The organism is Streptomyces sp. NPDC058307 (assembly GCF_042880295.1).
Lineage (GTDB): Bacteria > Actinomycetota > Actinomycetes > Streptomycetales > Streptomycetaceae > Streptomyces.
Genome location: NZ_JBHVYZ010000109.1, coordinates 1 through 15,882, shown reverse-complemented (window position 1 = coordinate 15,882; position 15,882 = coordinate 1). Strand labels below are relative to the sequence as shown.

The following is a 15,882-nucleotide window of genomic DNA, read 5'->3' as shown; positions in this document are numbered from 1 at the left end:
CTCCAGGGGAGGAGAGGGGCCGTTCTCGGGATGCCGGTCCAGGTCGGGGAGGGACCGGACCCCGGGCTACTTCTTGTCGAGCAGGTCCTGGACCTTCGCGCGGACCTCGTCCGTGGCCAGACCCCGGATCGTCAGCGTCGTACGGCGGCGCAGCACGTCGTCCGGCGTCTCGGCCCACTCGTTGTCCCGGGCGTACACGACCTGCGCCCAGATCTCCGGGGCGTCCGGATGGACGCGCTCGCCCAGCTCGGGGTTCTCGTTCGCGAGGCGCGCGATGTCGAAGGCCAGGGAGCCGTAGTGGGTCGCCAGGTGCCTCGCCGTGTCGGCGGCCATGCGCGGACCCGGCGCCGGGTTGTCCACCAGCAGGCGGTGCGCGACCGCGCGCGGGTTGGCGACACCGGGCAGCGGGAGCCTCTTCGGCAGGGAGGAGATGGGCTCGTAGCCGTCACCGAGCGGAGCGCCCGGCAGCGCCTCCAGCTTCTGCATGACCGTACGGCCGATGTGCCGGAAGGTCGTCCACTTGCCGCCCGCGACGGACAGCATGCCGCCACGGCCCTCCGTGACCACGGTCTCCCGCTTGGCCTTCGCCGTGTCACCGGGACCGCCCGGCAGCACCCGCAGACCCGCGAAGGAATAGGTGATCAGGTCACGGGAGAGCTGCTGGTCGCGCACGGAGAACGCGGCCTCGTCGAGTATCTGGGCCGTGTCCTTCTCCGTGACCGACACGTCCGCCGGGTCACCCTCGAACTCCTCGTCCGTGGTGCCGAGCAGAAGCATGTCCTCCCAGGGCAGCGCGAAGGTGATCCGGTACTTGTCGATCGGGGTCGCGAGCGCGGCCTTCCACGGAGACGTCCGCTTCAGGACCAGGTGCGCGCCCTTGGACAGGCGGATGGACGGCGCCGCGTTCGGGTCCTCCAGCTTGCGCAGGTGGTCGACCCACGGCCCGGTCGCGTTCAGCACCAGCCGGGCGTTCACGCCGAACTCGTCGCCGGACTGCCGGTCGCGCAGATCCGCGCCGGTCACCCGGCCCTTGGTGAACCGGAGCCCGGTCACCTCGGCGTGGTTGAGCACGACCGCGCCCGCCTCGACGGCCGCGCGGACCGTCATCAGCGCCATGCGCGCGTCGTTCATCTGGTCGTCGCCGTACACGGCCACGGCCTTGAGGTTCTCGGTGCGCAGCTCGGGCACGTCCTGAGCCGCCCGGGCGGGGGACAGGAGGTGGCCGACGCCGTCGCCGAACGCCGAGAGCGCGGAGTAGGCGAAGACGCCCGCCCCGAGCTTCGCGGCGCCGTGCGGCCCGCCCTTGTACACGGGGAGGTAGAAGGTGAGCGGGTTCGCCAGGTGAGGTGCCACCTGGCGGGAGACCGCACGGCGCTCGAAGTGGTTCTCCGCCACCAGCCTCACCGCGCCGGTCTGCAGATAGCGCAGACCGCCGTGGAGGAGCTTGGAGGAGGCGGAGGAGGTGGCGCCGGCGAAGTCGCCGGCGTCGACCAGTGCCACCCTGAGGCCGGACTGCGCGGCGTGCCAGGCGGTGGAGATGCCCAGGATGCCGCCGCCGATCACGAGGAGGTCGTACGACGCCTTGGAGAGCTGCTCCCGGGTCTCGGCGCGGCTCGGAAGGGAGCCGGAGGCCGGGTGGGTGCCCAGGGCAGGCACGGACTGCAGGGTGGACTGACTGGTCATGTGGGGTTCTTACTCCTCATCGAACTTCGAGATGAGCTTTCGTGGAGCTCTCTCGTCAGTTCTCGTCCTCGAGCCAGCCCATGGTCCGCTCGACGGCCTTGAGCCAGCTCTTGTACTCACGGTCGCGCTTCTCCGCGGCCATGTTGGGGGTCCACTCGGCGGCCCGGCGCCAGTTGGCGCGCAGGTCGTCGGTGCTGGTCCAGAAGCCGACGGCGAGACCGGCGGCGTAGGCGGCGCCGAGGCAGGTGGTCTCGGCGACCATCGGGCGCACCACGGGGGCGTCCAGGAAGTCCGAGAGCGTCTGCATCAGCAGGTTGTTGGAGGTCATGCCGCCGTCGACCTTGAGGGCCGCGAGCTCGACGCCGGAGTCCTTGGTCATGGCGTCGCTGATCTCACGGGTCTGCCAGGCGGTGGCCTCCAGGACGGCGCGCGCGATGTGCGCCTTGGTGACGTACCGGGTGAGGCCGGCGATCACACCGCGGGCGTCCGGGCGCCAGTAGGGGGCGAAGAGCCCGGAGAAGGCGGGCACGAAGTACGCGCCGCCGTTGTCCTCGACCGAGAGCGCGAGCGTCTCGATCTCGGCGGCGGTGGAGATCAGGCCCATCTGGTCGCGCATCCACTGCACCAGTGAACCGGTGACGGCGATCGAGCCCTCCAGGGCGTAGACCGGCGCCTGGTCGCCGATGCGGTAGCCGACCGTCGTCAGCAGCCCGGAGTACGAGTTGATGATCTTGTCGCCGGTGTTCATCAGCATGAAGGTGCCGGTGCCGTACGTCGACTTGGCCTCGCCCTCGGCGAAACAGGTCTGGCCGAACAGGGCCGCCTGCTGGTCACCGAGCGCCGAGGCGACCGGGATGCCGCCGAGCAGGTCGCCCAGCTTGCCGCCGGTGACCTCGCCGTAGACCTCGGCGGAGGAGCGGATCTCGGGGAGCATCGACAGCGGCACGCCGATGGACTCGGCGATCTTCGCGTCCCACTCCAGCGTGTGGAGGTTCATCAGCATGGTGCGGGAGGCGTTGGTGACGTCGGTGTAGTGCTTGCCGCCGTCGACACCACCGGTCAGGTTCCAGATGACCCAGCTGTCCATGGTGCCGAAGAGGATGTCGCCGCGCTCGGCGCGCTCGCGCAGGCCCTCGACGTTGTCGAGCAGCCAGCGGGCCTTCGGGCCGGCGAAGTAGGAGGCCAGCGGCAGGCCGGTCTCGCGGCGGAAGCGGTCCTGGCCGACGTTGCGGCCGAGTTCCCGGCAGAGGGCGTCGGTGCGGGTGTCCTGCCAGACGATGGCGTTGTGGACGGGCTCACCGGTGTTCTTGTCCCAGAGCAGAGTGGTCTCGCGCTGGTTGGTGATGCCGATGGCCTTGATGTCGTCGCGGGTGATGCCGGCCTTCTGGATGGCTCCGGCGACGACTTCCTCGACGTTGGTCCAGATCTCGGTGGCGTTGTGCTCGACCCAGCCCGGCTTCGGGAAGATCTGCTCGTGCTCCTTCTGGTCGACCGAGACGATACGGCCGTCCCTGTCGAAGACGATGCAGCGGCTGGAGGTGGTGCCCTGGTCGATGGCGGCGATGAACGGGCCGGCGGTGTGGGCGTCGGTCACTGTGTGCTCCTGGGTTCCGTGAGGTGAGGTGAGGTTCTACCGGTGCTTTAAGCGAAAGCGACGTTGTAGATGCCTGCGGCGATCGCACCGCCGATCAGCGGACCCACGATCGGAACCCAGGCGTAGCTCCAGTCGGAGCCGCCCTTGTTGGGCAGGGGCAGGAGGGCGTGCACGATACGCGGACCGAGGTCACGGGCCGGGTTGATCGCGTAGCCGGTCGGGCCACCGAGGGACAGACCGATGGAGACGACCACGAACGCGGTGATCAGGGCGCCCAGGGTGCCCAGGCCCTTGCCGTCGCCGTTGAGACCCTGCGTCAGGACGGCCAGCACCAGCACGATCGTGCCGATGACCTCGGTGGCGACGTTCTGCCAGGCGACCCGGACCTCGGGACCGGTGGAGAAGATGCCCAGGACCGGGCCGGCGCCCTTTTCCTGCGCCTCGACGGCCTTGGCGGTGGTGGCCTGCGCGCCCGGAGCGCCGACGATCTCCTTGTCGGTCAGGTGCGCGTGGAACTGGCCGTAGTAGGCGATCCAGACCAGCGCCGCGCCGATCATGGCGCCGAGCAGCTGACCGCCCCAGTAGATCGGGACGTCACTCCAGGAGATGCCGTCCTTCTTGAGCGCGAGCGCCAGGGTCACGGCCGGGTTGAGGTGGGCGCCCGAGAGCGGCGCCGAGGTGTAGACGGCCGTCAGTACGGCGAAACCCCACCCGAAGGTGATGGCGAGCCAGCCGGCGTTGCGGGCCTTGGAGGCCTTCAGCGTGACGGCGGCGCACACGCCACCGCCGAGCAGGATGAGTATGGCGGTACCGATGGTCTCGCCGATGAAGATGTCGGAGCTGGACACCCGCGACTCCTTTGTCCTTCGTCCAGGGGACCGAACCCCGGGTCCCTCCGGAGGTTCGAGCTTGCCCTCGGGGGTGAGGGCGATGCCGGCCCTTGGCGCTGTCACACTCTAACGCGTATTGCCGGTAGGTGTTCGACAATGCCGACCGATGGACGGGAGTCTTGCTGTGGGGTTACGCGCACGTCAAGAGTTCTGTTGTCGAAAACACGATCGTTATTGACTGCTGTGAGTCAACGATCTTGTTTTGGTGATTTGCACGGTTACGTCAAGGTACGACCAAGGACCGGTACGTCACCCGACGCACCGGCCCTGTCCTCGGTCCTCAGAACCGTCCGGCGCCCAGGTCACGCGAGACCGCGCGGGCGCAGTCCCGCACCGCCGCGATCAGCTCGGGACGCAGCGCGCCCTCCTCGTCGGGCCGGCACAGCCGCTCCACGGCGCCCGTGATGCCGACCGCGCCGACCGGCATCCGGCGCCGGTCGTGGATGGGCGCGGCGATGGACGCGACGCCCTCCCAGGTCTCCTCGACGTCCGCCGCGTACCCACGCGCGCGCGTGACGTCGAGGATCTGCTCGAAGGCGTCCAGGTCGCACACGGTCCGCTCGGTGAACGCCTTGCGGTCGCTCTCCAGCGCCTCGCTGTGCGCCACCGGGTCGTAGGCCGAGAGCACCTTGCCGAGCGCCGTGCAGTGCAGGGGCTGCATGGCACCGATCTCCAGCACCTGCCGGCTGTCGTCGGGCCGGAAGACGTGGTGCACGATCAGCACGCCCTGCTGGTGCAGCACGCCCAGATGGACGCTCTCGCCGCTGGAGCGGGCCAGGTCGTCCGTCCATACGAGCGCACGCGCGCGCAGCTCGTGCACGTCCAGGTAGGTGGTGCCCAGGCGCAGCAGCTCGGCGCCCAGCTGGTACCGCCCCGAGGCCTCGTCCTGCTCCACGAACCCCTCCTGCTGGAGGGTGCGCAGGATGCCGTGCGCGGTGCCCTTGGCGAGGCCCAGGGACGAGGCGATGTCCGACAGGCCGAGTCTCCGCTCGCCGCCCCCGAGGAGCCGCAGCATCGCGGCCGCCCGTTCCAGCGACTGGATGTTCCGTGCCATCGCCGTTCTGCCTCCGTCCCCTTCGACAGCCGCGTGTTACGGCGTCGCTGCCGCTGTTCGGCAATGTCGAACACTACCGGTCGATGCCGACCTCCCGCTAATGGTCGGTCAGCATCTGTTGCGTCACCCGAGTCCCACTGGTGACCTGCCCGCCATCCTCGTCCGTCCCGTGGACGTGCCGACCATCCCCGCGGGGACCCGGCTACCCTGGCGTGGTGCGCCCGGCGTGGGACGACTCGCGGGCGCCTGAAGCCGACAGCCGTCGCAACCGAGGGAGCCCCTTCATGGCCTCGTCGCCACTGACCCCTTCCGCCGACAGCCGGACCCGTGTGTCCGCGCTCCGTGAGGCGCTCGCCACCAGAGTGGTGGTGGCCGACGGAGCAATGGGCACCATGCTGCAGGCCCAGGACCCCACTCTCGAGGACTTCGAGAATCTCGAGGGCTGCAACGAGATCCTCAACGTGACCCGCCCGGACATCGTCCGCTCCGTCCACGACGCGTACTTCGCGGTGGGCGTCGACTGCGTCGAGACCAACACCTTCGGGTCCAACCACACGGCCGCGTCGGAGTACGACATCGCCGACCGCGTGCACGAGCTGTCCGAGGCGGGTGCCCGGATCGCCCGAGAGGCGGCCGACGAATACGCGGCCCGCGACGGCCGTCCGCGCTGGGTCCTGGGTTCCGTCGGTCCCGGCACCAAGCTGCCCACCCTCGGCCACATCGACTACGCCACGATCCGCGACGGCTACCAGGCCAACGTCGAGGGACTGCTCGCCGGCGGCGCCGACGCCCTGATCGTCGAGACCACGCAGGACCTGCTCCAGACGAAGGCCTCCGTACTGGGCGCCCGCCGCGCCCTGGAGGCCACCGGCGCCGATGTGCCGCTGGTGGTCTCGATGGCCTTCGAGACCACCGGCACCATGCTGCTCGGCTCCGAGATCGGCGCGGCGCTCACCGCGCTGGAGCCGCTCGGCATCGACATGATCGGCCTGAACTGCTCGACCGGCCCGGCCGAGATGAGCGAGCACCTGCGCTACCTCGCCCGGCACTCCCGCATCCCCCTGCTGTGCATGCCGAACGCCGGTCTGCCGATCCTCACCAAGGACGGCGCGCACTTCCCGCTCGACCCCGAAGGCCTGGCCGACGCCCAGGAGACCTTCGTCCGCGACTACGGCCTCTCCCTGATCGGCGGCTGCTGCGGCACCACCCCCGAGCACCTGCGCCAGGTGGTCGAGCGGGTCCGCGACCTCACGCCCGGTGAGCGCAACCCGCAGCCCGAGCCCGGCGCCGCCTCCCTCTACCAGACGGTCCCCTTCCGCCAGGACACCTCCTACCTGGCGATCGGCGAGCGCACCAACGCCAACGGCTCGAAGAAGTTCCGCGAGGCCATGCTGGAGGCCCGCTGGGACGACTGTGTGGAGATGGCCCGCGAGCAGATCCGCGAGGGCGCCCACATGCTGGACCTCTGCGTGGACTACGTGGGCCGCGACGGTGTCGCCGACATGAAGGAACTGGCGGGTCGTTTCGCGACCGCCTCCACCCTGCCGATCGTCCTGGACTCCACCGAGGTCCCCGTCATCGAGGCCGGCCTGGAGAAGCTCGGCGGCCGCGCGGTCATCAACTCCGTCAACTACGAGGACGGCGACGGCCCCGAGTCCCGCTTCGCGAAGGTCACCAAGCTCGCCCAGGAGCACGGCGCCGCACTCATCGCGCTGACCATCGACGAGGAGGGCCAGGCCCGCACCCCCGAGCACAAGGTCGCCATCGCCGAACGGCTCATCGAGGACCTCACCGGCAACTGGGGCATCCACGAGTCGGACATCCTCATCGACACCCTGACCTTCACCATCTGCACCGGTCAGGAGGAGTCCCGCAAGGACGGCCTCGCCACCATCGAGGCGATCCGCGAACTCAAGCGCCGCCACCCGGACGTCCAGACCACGCTGGGCCTGTCCAACATCTCCTTCGGCCTCAACCCGGCCGCCCGCGTCCTGCTCAACTCGGTCTTCCTCGACGAGTGCGTCAAGGCGGGCCTGGACTCGGCGATCGTCCACGCCTCGAAGATCCTGCCCATCGCCCGCTTCAGCGAGGAAGAGGTCCAGACGGCCCTCGACCTCATCTACGACCGTCGCGCCGAGGGCTACGACCCCCTCCAGAAGCTGATGGCCCTGTTCGAGGGCGCCACCACCAAGTCCCTGAAGGCGGGCCGCGCCGAGGAACTGGCAGCCCTGCCCCTGGACGAGCGCCTCAAGCGCCGCATCATCGACGGCGAGAAGAACGGCCTGGAGGCCGACCTCGACGAGGCCCTCCAGTCCCGCCCCGCCCTCGACATCGTCAACGACACCCTCCTGGACGGCATGAAGGTCGTCGGCGAGCTCTTCGGCTCCGGCCAGATGCAGCTGCCGTTCGTCCTGCAGTCCGCCGAGGTCATGAAGACCGCCGTCGCCTACCTCGAACCCCACATGGAGAAGGTCGAGGGAGACGAGGCCGGCAAGGGCACCATCGTGCTCGCCACCGTCCGCGGCGACGTCCACGACATCGGCAAGAACCTCGTCGACATCATCCTGTCCAACAACGGCTACAACGTGGTCAACCTCGGCATCAAGCAGCCGGTCTCCGCGATCCTGGAGGCCGCCGCCGAGCACCGCGCCGACGTCATCGGCATGTCGGGCCTCCTGGTCAAGTCCACGGTGATCATGAAGGAGAACCTGGAGGAGCTCAACCAGCGGGGCATGGCCGCGGACTTCCCGGTCATCCTCGGCGGAGCCGCGCTGACCCGGGCATACGTCGAACAGGACCTGTACGAGATCTACGAGGGCGAAGTCCGCTACGCCCGCGACGCGTTCGAGGGACTGCGCCTCATGGACGCCCTCATCGGCGTCAAGCGGGGCGTGCCCGGCGCCAAGCTGCCCGAGCTCAAGCAGCGCCGGGTGCGCGCCGGTGCCGTACAGGTGGAGGAGGAGCAGCGGCCCGAAGAGGGGCACGTCCGCTCCGACGTGGCCACCGACAACCCGGTGCCCACCCCGCCGTTCTGGGACAGCCGGGTCATCAAGGGCATCCAGCTCAAGGAGTACGCGTCCTGGCTGGACGAGGGCGCCCTCTTCAAGGGCCAGTGGGGGCTCAAGCAGGCCCGCACCGGTGAGGGACCGACGTACGAGGAGCTCGTCGAGACGGAGGGCCGGCCCCGGCTGCGCGGCCTGCTGGACCGGCTCCAGACGGAGAACCTCCTCGAAGCCGCCGTCGTCTACGGCTACTTTCCCTGTGTGTCCAAGGACGACGACCTGATCATCCTGGACGAGGAGGGCAACGAACGCACCCGCTTCACCTTCCCCCGCCAGCGCCGCGGCCGCCGGCTCTGCCTCGCCGACTTCTTCCGCCCCGAGGAGTCGGGTCAGACCGACGTGGTCGGCCTCCAGGTCGTCACCGTCGGCTCGCGCATCGGCGAGCAGACCGCCAAGCTCTTCGAGGCCAACGCCTACCGCGACTACCTCGAACTGCACGGCCTGTCCGTCCAGTTGGCCGAGGCCCTCGCCGAGTACTGGCACGCGCGCGTGCGCTCCGAACTCGGCTTCGCGGGCGAGGACCCGGGCGACGTCGAGGACATGTTCGCCCTGAAGTACCGGGGCGCCCGCTTCTCGCTGGGCTACGGAGCCTGCCCCAACCTGGAGGACCGCGCCAAGATCGCCGACCTGCTCCGCCCCGAGCGCATCGGCGTCCAGCTGAGCGAGGAGTTCCAGCTCCACCCCGAGCAGTCCACCGACGCGATCGTCATCCACCACCCCGAGGCGAAGTACTTCAACGCCCGCTGAGCCGCCGAGTCCCGGCTCACCGAGCACACTGATCGGATAAGTCGTACACTAGTCGGTCCACCGCAGGCCGGTTCCCCTCGTGGGAACCGGCCTGCTCGTCCCCCCAAGGAGGTACGTGGATGACCAGTACGGTCCCCGCGCCCATCACCCGTACGGCGGACGGCTCCGCCCTCCAGGCCGTCCTCCTCGACATGGACGGCACCCTGGTGGACACCGAGGGCTTCTGGTGGGACGTCGAGGTCGAGATCTTCGCCCGCCTCGGACACACCCTCGACGACTCCTGGCGCCATGTCGTGGTCGGCGGCCCCATGACCCGCAGCGCCGGCTTCCTGATCGAGGCCACCGGCGCCGACATCACCCTCCCCGAGCTCAGCGTCCTGCTCAACCAGGGCTTCGAGGAACGGATCGGCCACGCCCTGCCCCTGATGCCCGGCGCCACCCGCCTGCTGGCCGAACTGTCCGCACACCGGATCCCCACCGCCCTGGTCTCCGCCTCGCACCGGCGCATCATCGACCGGGTCCTCGACGCCCTCGGCCACCGGCACTTCGCCCTCACGGTCGCCGGCGACGAGGTACCGCGCACCAAGCCGCACCCGGACCCGTATCTGTTCGCCGCCGCCGGACTCGGCGCGGACCCCGCCAGATGCGCGGTCGTCGAGGACACCGCGACCGGTGTCGCCGCCGCCGAGGCCGCCGGCTGCCAGGTCGTGGCCGTGCCCTCCGTGGCCCCCATCCTCCCGGCCCCCGGACGCACGGTCGTCGGCTCGCTCGAAGACGTCGACCTGGCATTTCTGCGCGGCCTGATCGTGCTTCGATGACGGAAATGCCTCGGGTGTTCACCCAGCGTGCAGCACGGATAGCGCGGTAATTCCCCAGAGCCCTGTCGCAGGAATTCGAAGCGCCCCGGACGCCCGAATTCCAGTCCGCCGGCCCCCCTTACGGGTGTGAGGTTCCCCACTCGACGGGCGCTCGACAGGCGGCCGAGGCTGTGCCGGAAGCCCCCCTTCGCGGGGCGCGGACGCGCCCATGTGTCCCGATTGATGAAACCCTGCACCAATCCTTCCCCCGGCGGACCTTCGGTGCGTCCACACCCGGTTTCACTGCGTGATGGAAGCTCAACTCCGGTGGACGGGAACCCTCCTGCAGGTGCGGACTAATCTCCTGGTGAGAACATCGCCCTAACCCCGTGATCCGCCGCGCCAACCCCTGCATGCCGGGTACACGGACTGAACAGCTGTGGAGAAACTCGAGCATGAACCGCAAGACTTTGGTGCTGCCGGCCGTCATCGGTCTGCTCGCGCCGGTGCTCGCCGCCTGCGGCGCCTCCGACAGCGGCAGCGGCGGGGACGACGCGATCGGTGTCGGCACCACGGACCGGTTCACGGCCACGAAGGAAGCTCCTGCCCCGCTCGACCCCGCCTACGCCTACGACGTCGGCACCTGGAACGTCCTGCGCCAGACCGTGCAGACCCTGATGATCCAGCCCAAGGGCGAGGGCGACCCCGTCCCCGAGGCCGCCAAGTCCTGCGGCTTCAGCGACAGCGGCAACGAACGCTACGTCTGCACCCTGCGCGAGGGCCTGAAGTTCGCGAACGGCGACTCCATCACCGCGGCCGACGTGAAGTACTCCATCGACCGCGCCCGCGCCCTCAAGGCCGACTCCGGCGTCTTCGCCCTGCTGTCCACCATCGACACCGTCGAGACCAAGGGCGACCGCGAGGTCGTCTTCCACCTCAAGACCGCCGACGCCACCTTCCCGTTCAAGCTGTCGACTCCGGTCGCCGGCATCGTCAACCCCGACGACTACGCGAAGAACAAGCTCCGCGACGGCTTCGACGTCGACGGCTCCGGCCCCTACACCATGAAGGCCGACGTCAAGAACGACGAGCTCGTCGACGCCGTGTTCACCAAGAACCCCCACTACAAGGGGGCGTTGACGGTGAACAACGACAAGGTCGAACTGCGCTCCTACGCGGACGCCGGCGCCATGGGCACCGCCCTCGAAAAGGGCGACATCGACCTCATCACCCGAACCATGTCGCCCCAGCAGATCCAGAAGCTGTCGAACGAGTCCGGCGGAGACGTCGACCTCGTCGAAATGGCCGGCCTGGAGATCCGCTACCTCGCCTTCAACACCAAGGCCCCGGTCGTGAAGTCCCGTGCCGTGCGCCAGGCGATGGCCCAGCTCATCAACCGCAGCGAACTCGTCTCCAAGGTCTACGGCACCCAGGCCGAGCCGCTCTTCTCGCTGGTCCCGGCCAGCATCACCGGCCACTCCAACTCGTTCTTCAACAAGTACGGCGACCCGAGCGTCACCAAGGCCAAGTCCCTGCTGACCGAGGCCGGCATCACCAGCCCGGTCAAGCTGACCCTGCACTACACGACCGACCACTACGGGTCCGGCACCAAGGAAGAGTTCGAGGACCTCCAGAAGCAGCTCAACACGAGCGGGCTCTTCGACGTCAGCATCAAGGGCGCACCCTGGACCACGTTCCGCCCGGCGGAGCAGAAGGGCGAGTACGACGTCTACGGCATGGGCTGGTTCCCGGACTTCCCCGATGCCGACAACTACCTCGCCCCCTTCCTCGACAAGGACAACTTCCTCGGCTCGCCCTACGCCAACAAGCAGATCCGCAACACCCTGATCCCGGACTCCCGTCGCGAGGCCGACCGTCTCGCCGCGTCCGGAAGCCTGACCGAGATCCAGGACATCGTCGCCGACGACGTCCCCGTGCTGCCGCTGTGGCAGGGCAAGCAGTACGTCGCCGCGCGCGACGACGTCACCGGCACCGCCTACGCGCTCAACTCCTCGTCGACGCTGCAGCTGTGGGAACTCGGCAAGGGCGTCAGCGGCTGACCGGCCGACGCCTCCTTCGCCCGGGCCCAGGCGGACGGGCCCGGGATTCCACAAGAATCGACGACAAGGCACTCGCACGTGAACAAGCGCATCCAGTGGCAGGTCCTGCCGATCGTGGCGGGACTCGCCTCCGGTCTGCTGACCGGCTGCGGCACGGAGTCGGGGGACTCCGGTTCCGGCGGCTCCGCCGTGGTCATGGGGATGTCCGACGACGTCCTCGCCACCGACCCGGCCTCCGGCTACGACCCCGGCTCCTGGCTGTTGTTCAACAACGTCTTCCAGTCGCTGCTCAGCTTCCCCAAGGGCGGCACCGAACCGGAGCCGGACGCGGCCAAGAGCTGCGAGTTCACGGACACCAGGACCCAGGTCTACGAGTGCACCCTCAAGCCCGGCCTCAAGTTCAGCAACGGTGACCCGCTCACCTCCGAGGACGTCAAGTTCTCCTTCGACCGCATGCTGAAGATCAACGACGACGCCGGTCCCGCGATCATGTTCCCGATGCTCGACAAGGTCGAGACGCCGGACGAGAAGACCGTCGTCTTCAGGCTGAACACCCCCGACGCGACCTTCCCGAGCAAGATCGCCTCCGGCGCCGGCTCCATCGTCGACCACACGCAGTACGACGCCGACGGCCTGCGCAAGGACAGCAAGGCGGTCGGCTCCGGCCCCTACCAGCTCGACTCGTTCAACGACGACAAGGCCGAGTTCTCCGTCAACGAGAACTACAAGGGCACCGCCGAGCCCCAGAACTCCGGCGTCACGCTGAAGTTCTTCCACGGCGACCAGGCCGCCCTGAAGACCGCCCTGACCGACAAGAAGGTCGACCTCGCCTACCGCGGTCTGAGCGCGGGCGACATCGCCGACATCGAGAACGCCTCGCCCGACTCCGGCATCGAGGTCGTCGAGGGCACCAGCGCCGAGGTCCAGCACCTCGTCTTCAACATGGACGACCCGGTCACCGGAAAGCTCGGCGTCCGCAAGGCGATCGCCTACCTCCTCGACCGCGAAGCCCTCATCCACGACGTCTACCAGGGCACCGCGACCGCCCTCTACTCGATCATCCCGGCCGGTATCGCGGGCCACAACACGGCCTTCTTCGACACCTACGGCGCCCAGCCCTCCAAGGCGAAGGCCGCAGCAGCCCTCGCCGACGAGGGCCTCACCGGCAAAGTGAAGCTGACCCTGTGGTCGACCCCGTCGCGCTACGGCCCCGCCACCGACCAGGAACTCAAGACGATCGCCCGGCAGCTCAACGCCAGCGGGCTGTTCGACGCCGACGTGAAGTCCGTGGCCTTCGACCAGTACGAGAAGGACATCGCGGCCGGCAAGTACGGCGTGTACGTCAAGGGCTGGGTGCCCGACTACCCCGACGCCGACAACTTCACGGCCCCCTTCTTCGGCAAGGGCAACGTGCTGGACAACCACTACAGCAACAACAAGATCACTGGCTCGCTCATCCCCGAGACCGCCGCCCAGCCGGACCGCTCCGCGACGGACGACCCCTTCGGCACACTCCAGAACCTCGTCGCCGAGGACGTCCCCGTCCTGCCTGTCTGGCAGGCCAAGCAGTACGCCGTCGTCCGCGACGGCGTCTACGGCCTGGAGTACTGCCTCGACGCCTCCACGGTCTTCCGCTTCTGGGAACTCAGCAAGGGCTGATCCGGCGACGCACCGATCCCCGGCGGCGCGCCGATCCGGCGGCCGCACACACGAAGAGGGCGCCCCCCGTCAGGTGGGGGACGCCCTCTTCGCTCTTCAGCCCGCCGGTCTACGGCGGTCTACTGCGCGCCGGGACGCACCAGACCGCTCTCGTACGCGTACACCGCGGCCTGCACCCGGTCCCGCAGCCCCAGCTTGGTCAGCACATGACCCACATGTGTCTTCACGGTCGTCTCGCTGACGAACAGATCCGCGGCGATCTCCGCGTTGGACAGCCCCCGCGCCACCAGCTTCAGCACCTCGACCTCGCGGTCGGTGAGCGTGTGCAGCGTGTCCGGGACCGGCTCGTCACCGGACGGCAGATGCGTGGCGTACTTGTCGAGCAGCCGACGCGTGATGCTCGGCGCGAGCAGCGCCTCACCCGCGGCCACCACCCGGATCGCCTGCACGAGCTCGTTGGCCGGAGCATCCTTGAGCAGGAACCCGCTGGCCCCCGCCCGCAGCGCCTCCACCACGTACTCGTCGAGGTCGAAGGTGGTCAGCACCAGCACCTTGGCCGGGCCGTCCCGCCCGGGACCGGTGATCTGCCGGGTCGCCTCCACACCGTCCATCCGCGGCATACGGATGTCCATCAGGACCACGTCGGGCTGCAGCGCCCGCACCTGGTCGAGAGCCTGAAGGCCGTCTCCGGCCTCGCCGACGACCGCGATGTCCTGCTCGGCCTCCAGAATCATCCGGAAGCCGGTACGCAGCAGCGGCTGGTCGTCGACGAGTAGGACGCGGATGGCCACGTAAGTCTCCTTCGCTAGTCCGGCCCCATTCTGCCCTGCTCGCCGGTCGCGGAGTTCACCGGTAGCGGGTAGGGCGGGGGAGTGCCGCCGAACTCCGGGCAGTGCTCCTGGTGGTCGCACCAGCCGCACAGCTTGGTCGGCCGCGGCCGCCAGTCGCCCGTCTGCGTGGCCTGCCGGATCGCCTCCCACAGCGCCAGCAGCTTGCGCTCGACGCGCTCCAGGTCGGCGAGGACGGGGTCGTACGTCAGGACGTCACCGCTGCCGAGGTAGACGAGCTGGAGACGGCGCGGGATCACGTTCTTCAGCCGCCACACCACCAGGGCGTAGAACTTCATCTGGAACAGGGCGCCCTCGGCGTACTCGGGCCGGGGCGCCTTGCCGGTCTTGTAGTCGACAATCCGCACCTCGCCGGTCGGCGCCACGTCGACCCGGTCGATGATCCCGCGCAGCCGCAGCCCCGAGTCCAGCTCCGCCTCGACGAACAGCTCCCGCTCGGCGGGCTCCAGGCGCGTCGGGTCCTCCAGCGTGAACCACCGCTCGACCAGTTGCTCCGCCTCGGCGAGCCAGGTCGCGAGCCGTTCACCGTCCGGATCGTCGGCGAACAGCTCCACCACCTCCGGCCGGCTCTCCCGGAGCCGGTCCCACTGACCGGGGATCAGCGACTTGGCCGCGGGCGCGGTCCGCTCCCCGGCCGGGGCGTCGAAGAGCCGCTCCAGCACCGAGTGCACCAGCGTTCCCCGGGTCGCCGCCGCGCTCGGCTTCTCCGGCAACCGGTCGATCACCCGGAACCGGTACAACAACGGGCACTGCATGAAGTCATTGGCACGGGAAGGGGACAGGGAGGCGGGCGCGCCGGCCGCCTTTCCGACGGCCCGGGCCACCGCACCGGTGTCGAACACGACCTCCGCCACCGGGTCCACCACAGCCACCGCCTCGGCCGCAACCGGCGCCACCCCGCCATCGTGTCCGGCCCCGGCCCCGACCGGGGCCGGTTCCCCATCCGCCTCGGGCCGCGTCGTGGCCGGGCCCTCGCTTGTCGCAGGACCGGCGGCGACCGGTTCGTCGACCGTCCTGGACCCGGCCGTGGCCGATCCTCCACCCGGCTCGGGTTCAGTGGCAGCTGATTCCCCGCCCGCCTCGGGCCGCGCGGTGGCCGGGTTCCCCACCGTGTCGGGTTGGGAGGCGATCGGCTGATCGGCCGTCAGGGGTGCCGCCGTGGCCGGTACTCCGCCCGCCTCGGGCCGCGCCGTGATCGGTTCCTTGGCCGTCGCGGGTTCGGCGGCGGGTTCGTCGACCGTCCGAGGCTCCACCGCAGCCGGTTCGCCGCTTGCCGTCGGTTCGGCGGCGGCCGGTTCTTCAACCGCCCCGGCCTCCGCCGTGGCCGCCGCTGCCGTCGCCCCCGCAGCGACCGCCGCTCCCGGCGCCCCCCGGTCATCGACGGTGGCCTCGGCCTCGCCCTCCGTGCTCGTCTCCATGACCACAGACCATACGGCCCGCCACTGACATTGATCCTGATACTCAGGTTCCGGTGGTCGTGGCTCTGCC

At 69.5% G+C, this 15,882-nt stretch carries 10 protein-coding genes; 4 read left to right on the top strand and 6 right to left on the bottom strand.

Translation table 11 applies throughout. The features are described 5' to 3' along the window. Positions 1-66: 66 nt before the first annotated feature. The 4 genes from ACFVYN_RS39820 to ACFVYN_RS39805 all read right to left on the bottom strand — a co-directional run bounded on the left by ACFVYN_RS39820 (position 67) and on the right by ACFVYN_RS39805 (position 5,221). Positions 67-1,683 carry an FAD-dependent oxidoreductase gene (locus tag ACFVYN_RS39820; protein ID WP_390007490.1) on the bottom strand — a complete coding sequence of 539 codons (1,617 nt, stop codon included), beginning with the start codon at positions 1,681-1,683 and terminating at the stop codon, positions 67-69. 55 nt (positions 1,684-1,738) lie between these two features. Continuing rightward, the gene (gene glpK / locus ACFVYN_RS39815; protein WP_390007488.1) at positions 1,739-3,277 is read right to left on the bottom strand and encodes a glycerol kinase GlpK; all 1,539 of its coding nucleotides are present in this window, start codon (positions 3,275-3,277) and stop codon (positions 1,739-1,741) included. Positions 3,278-3,324: 47 nt separating this feature from the next. Beyond that, on the bottom strand, positions 3,325-4,125 hold the full coding sequence (locus ACFVYN_RS39810; protein ID WP_390007487.1) for an MIP/aquaporin family protein: 801 nt from the start codon (positions 4,123-4,125) through the stop codon (positions 3,325-3,327). A gap of 322 nt (positions 4,126-4,447) precedes the next feature. Beyond that, positions 4,448-5,221, bottom strand: a complete 774-nt coding sequence (locus ACFVYN_RS39805; RefSeq protein ID WP_390007485.1) for an IclR family transcriptional regulator — start codon at positions 5,219-5,221, stop codon at positions 4,448-4,450. Between the two features lie 284 nt (positions 5,222-5,505). Here ACFVYN_RS39805 and metH point away from each other — a divergent pair, with 284 nt between their 5' ends. The 4 genes from metH to ACFVYN_RS39785 all read left to right on the top strand — a co-directional run bounded on the left by metH (position 5,506) and on the right by ACFVYN_RS39785 (position 13,546). Then, positions 5,506-9,030: a methionine synthase gene (metH, locus tag ACFVYN_RS39800; protein ID WP_390007483.1), complete on the top strand. Its 3,525-nt coding sequence runs from the start codon at positions 5,506-5,508 to the stop codon at positions 9,028-9,030. A 119-nt stretch (positions 9,031-9,149) separates the two neighbouring features. Beyond that, positions 9,150-9,848 (top strand): HAD family hydrolase, encoded by a 699-nt coding sequence (locus ACFVYN_RS39795; RefSeq protein WP_390007481.1) that lies wholly within the window; start codon positions 9,150-9,152, stop codon positions 9,846-9,848. Between the two features lie 434 nt (positions 9,849-10,282). Next, positions 10,283-11,887 (top strand): ABC transporter substrate-binding protein, encoded by a 1,605-nt coding sequence (locus ACFVYN_RS39790; protein ID WP_390007478.1) that lies wholly within the window; start codon positions 10,283-10,285, stop codon positions 11,885-11,887. 78 nt (positions 11,888-11,965) lie between these two features. Further along, positions 11,966-13,546, top strand: coding sequence for an ABC transporter substrate-binding protein (locus tag ACFVYN_RS39785; protein ID WP_390007477.1), 1,581 nt, complete (start codon positions 11,966-11,968; stop codon positions 13,544-13,546). 119 nt (positions 13,547-13,665) lie between these two features. Here ACFVYN_RS39785 and ACFVYN_RS39780 read toward each other — a convergent pair whose 3' ends face one another. Both ACFVYN_RS39780 and ACFVYN_RS39775 read right to left on the bottom strand, forming a co-directional pair. After that, positions 13,666-14,337, bottom strand: coding sequence for a response regulator transcription factor (locus tag ACFVYN_RS39780; protein ID WP_037670515.1), 672 nt, complete (start codon positions 14,335-14,337; stop codon positions 13,666-13,668). A gap of 14 nt (positions 14,338-14,351) precedes the next feature. Further along, positions 14,352-15,248 (bottom strand): RecB family exonuclease, encoded by an 897-nt coding sequence (locus ACFVYN_RS39775; protein ID WP_390007492.1) that lies wholly within the window; start codon positions 15,246-15,248, stop codon positions 14,352-14,354. Between the last annotated feature and the right edge of the window lie 634 nt (positions 15,249-15,882).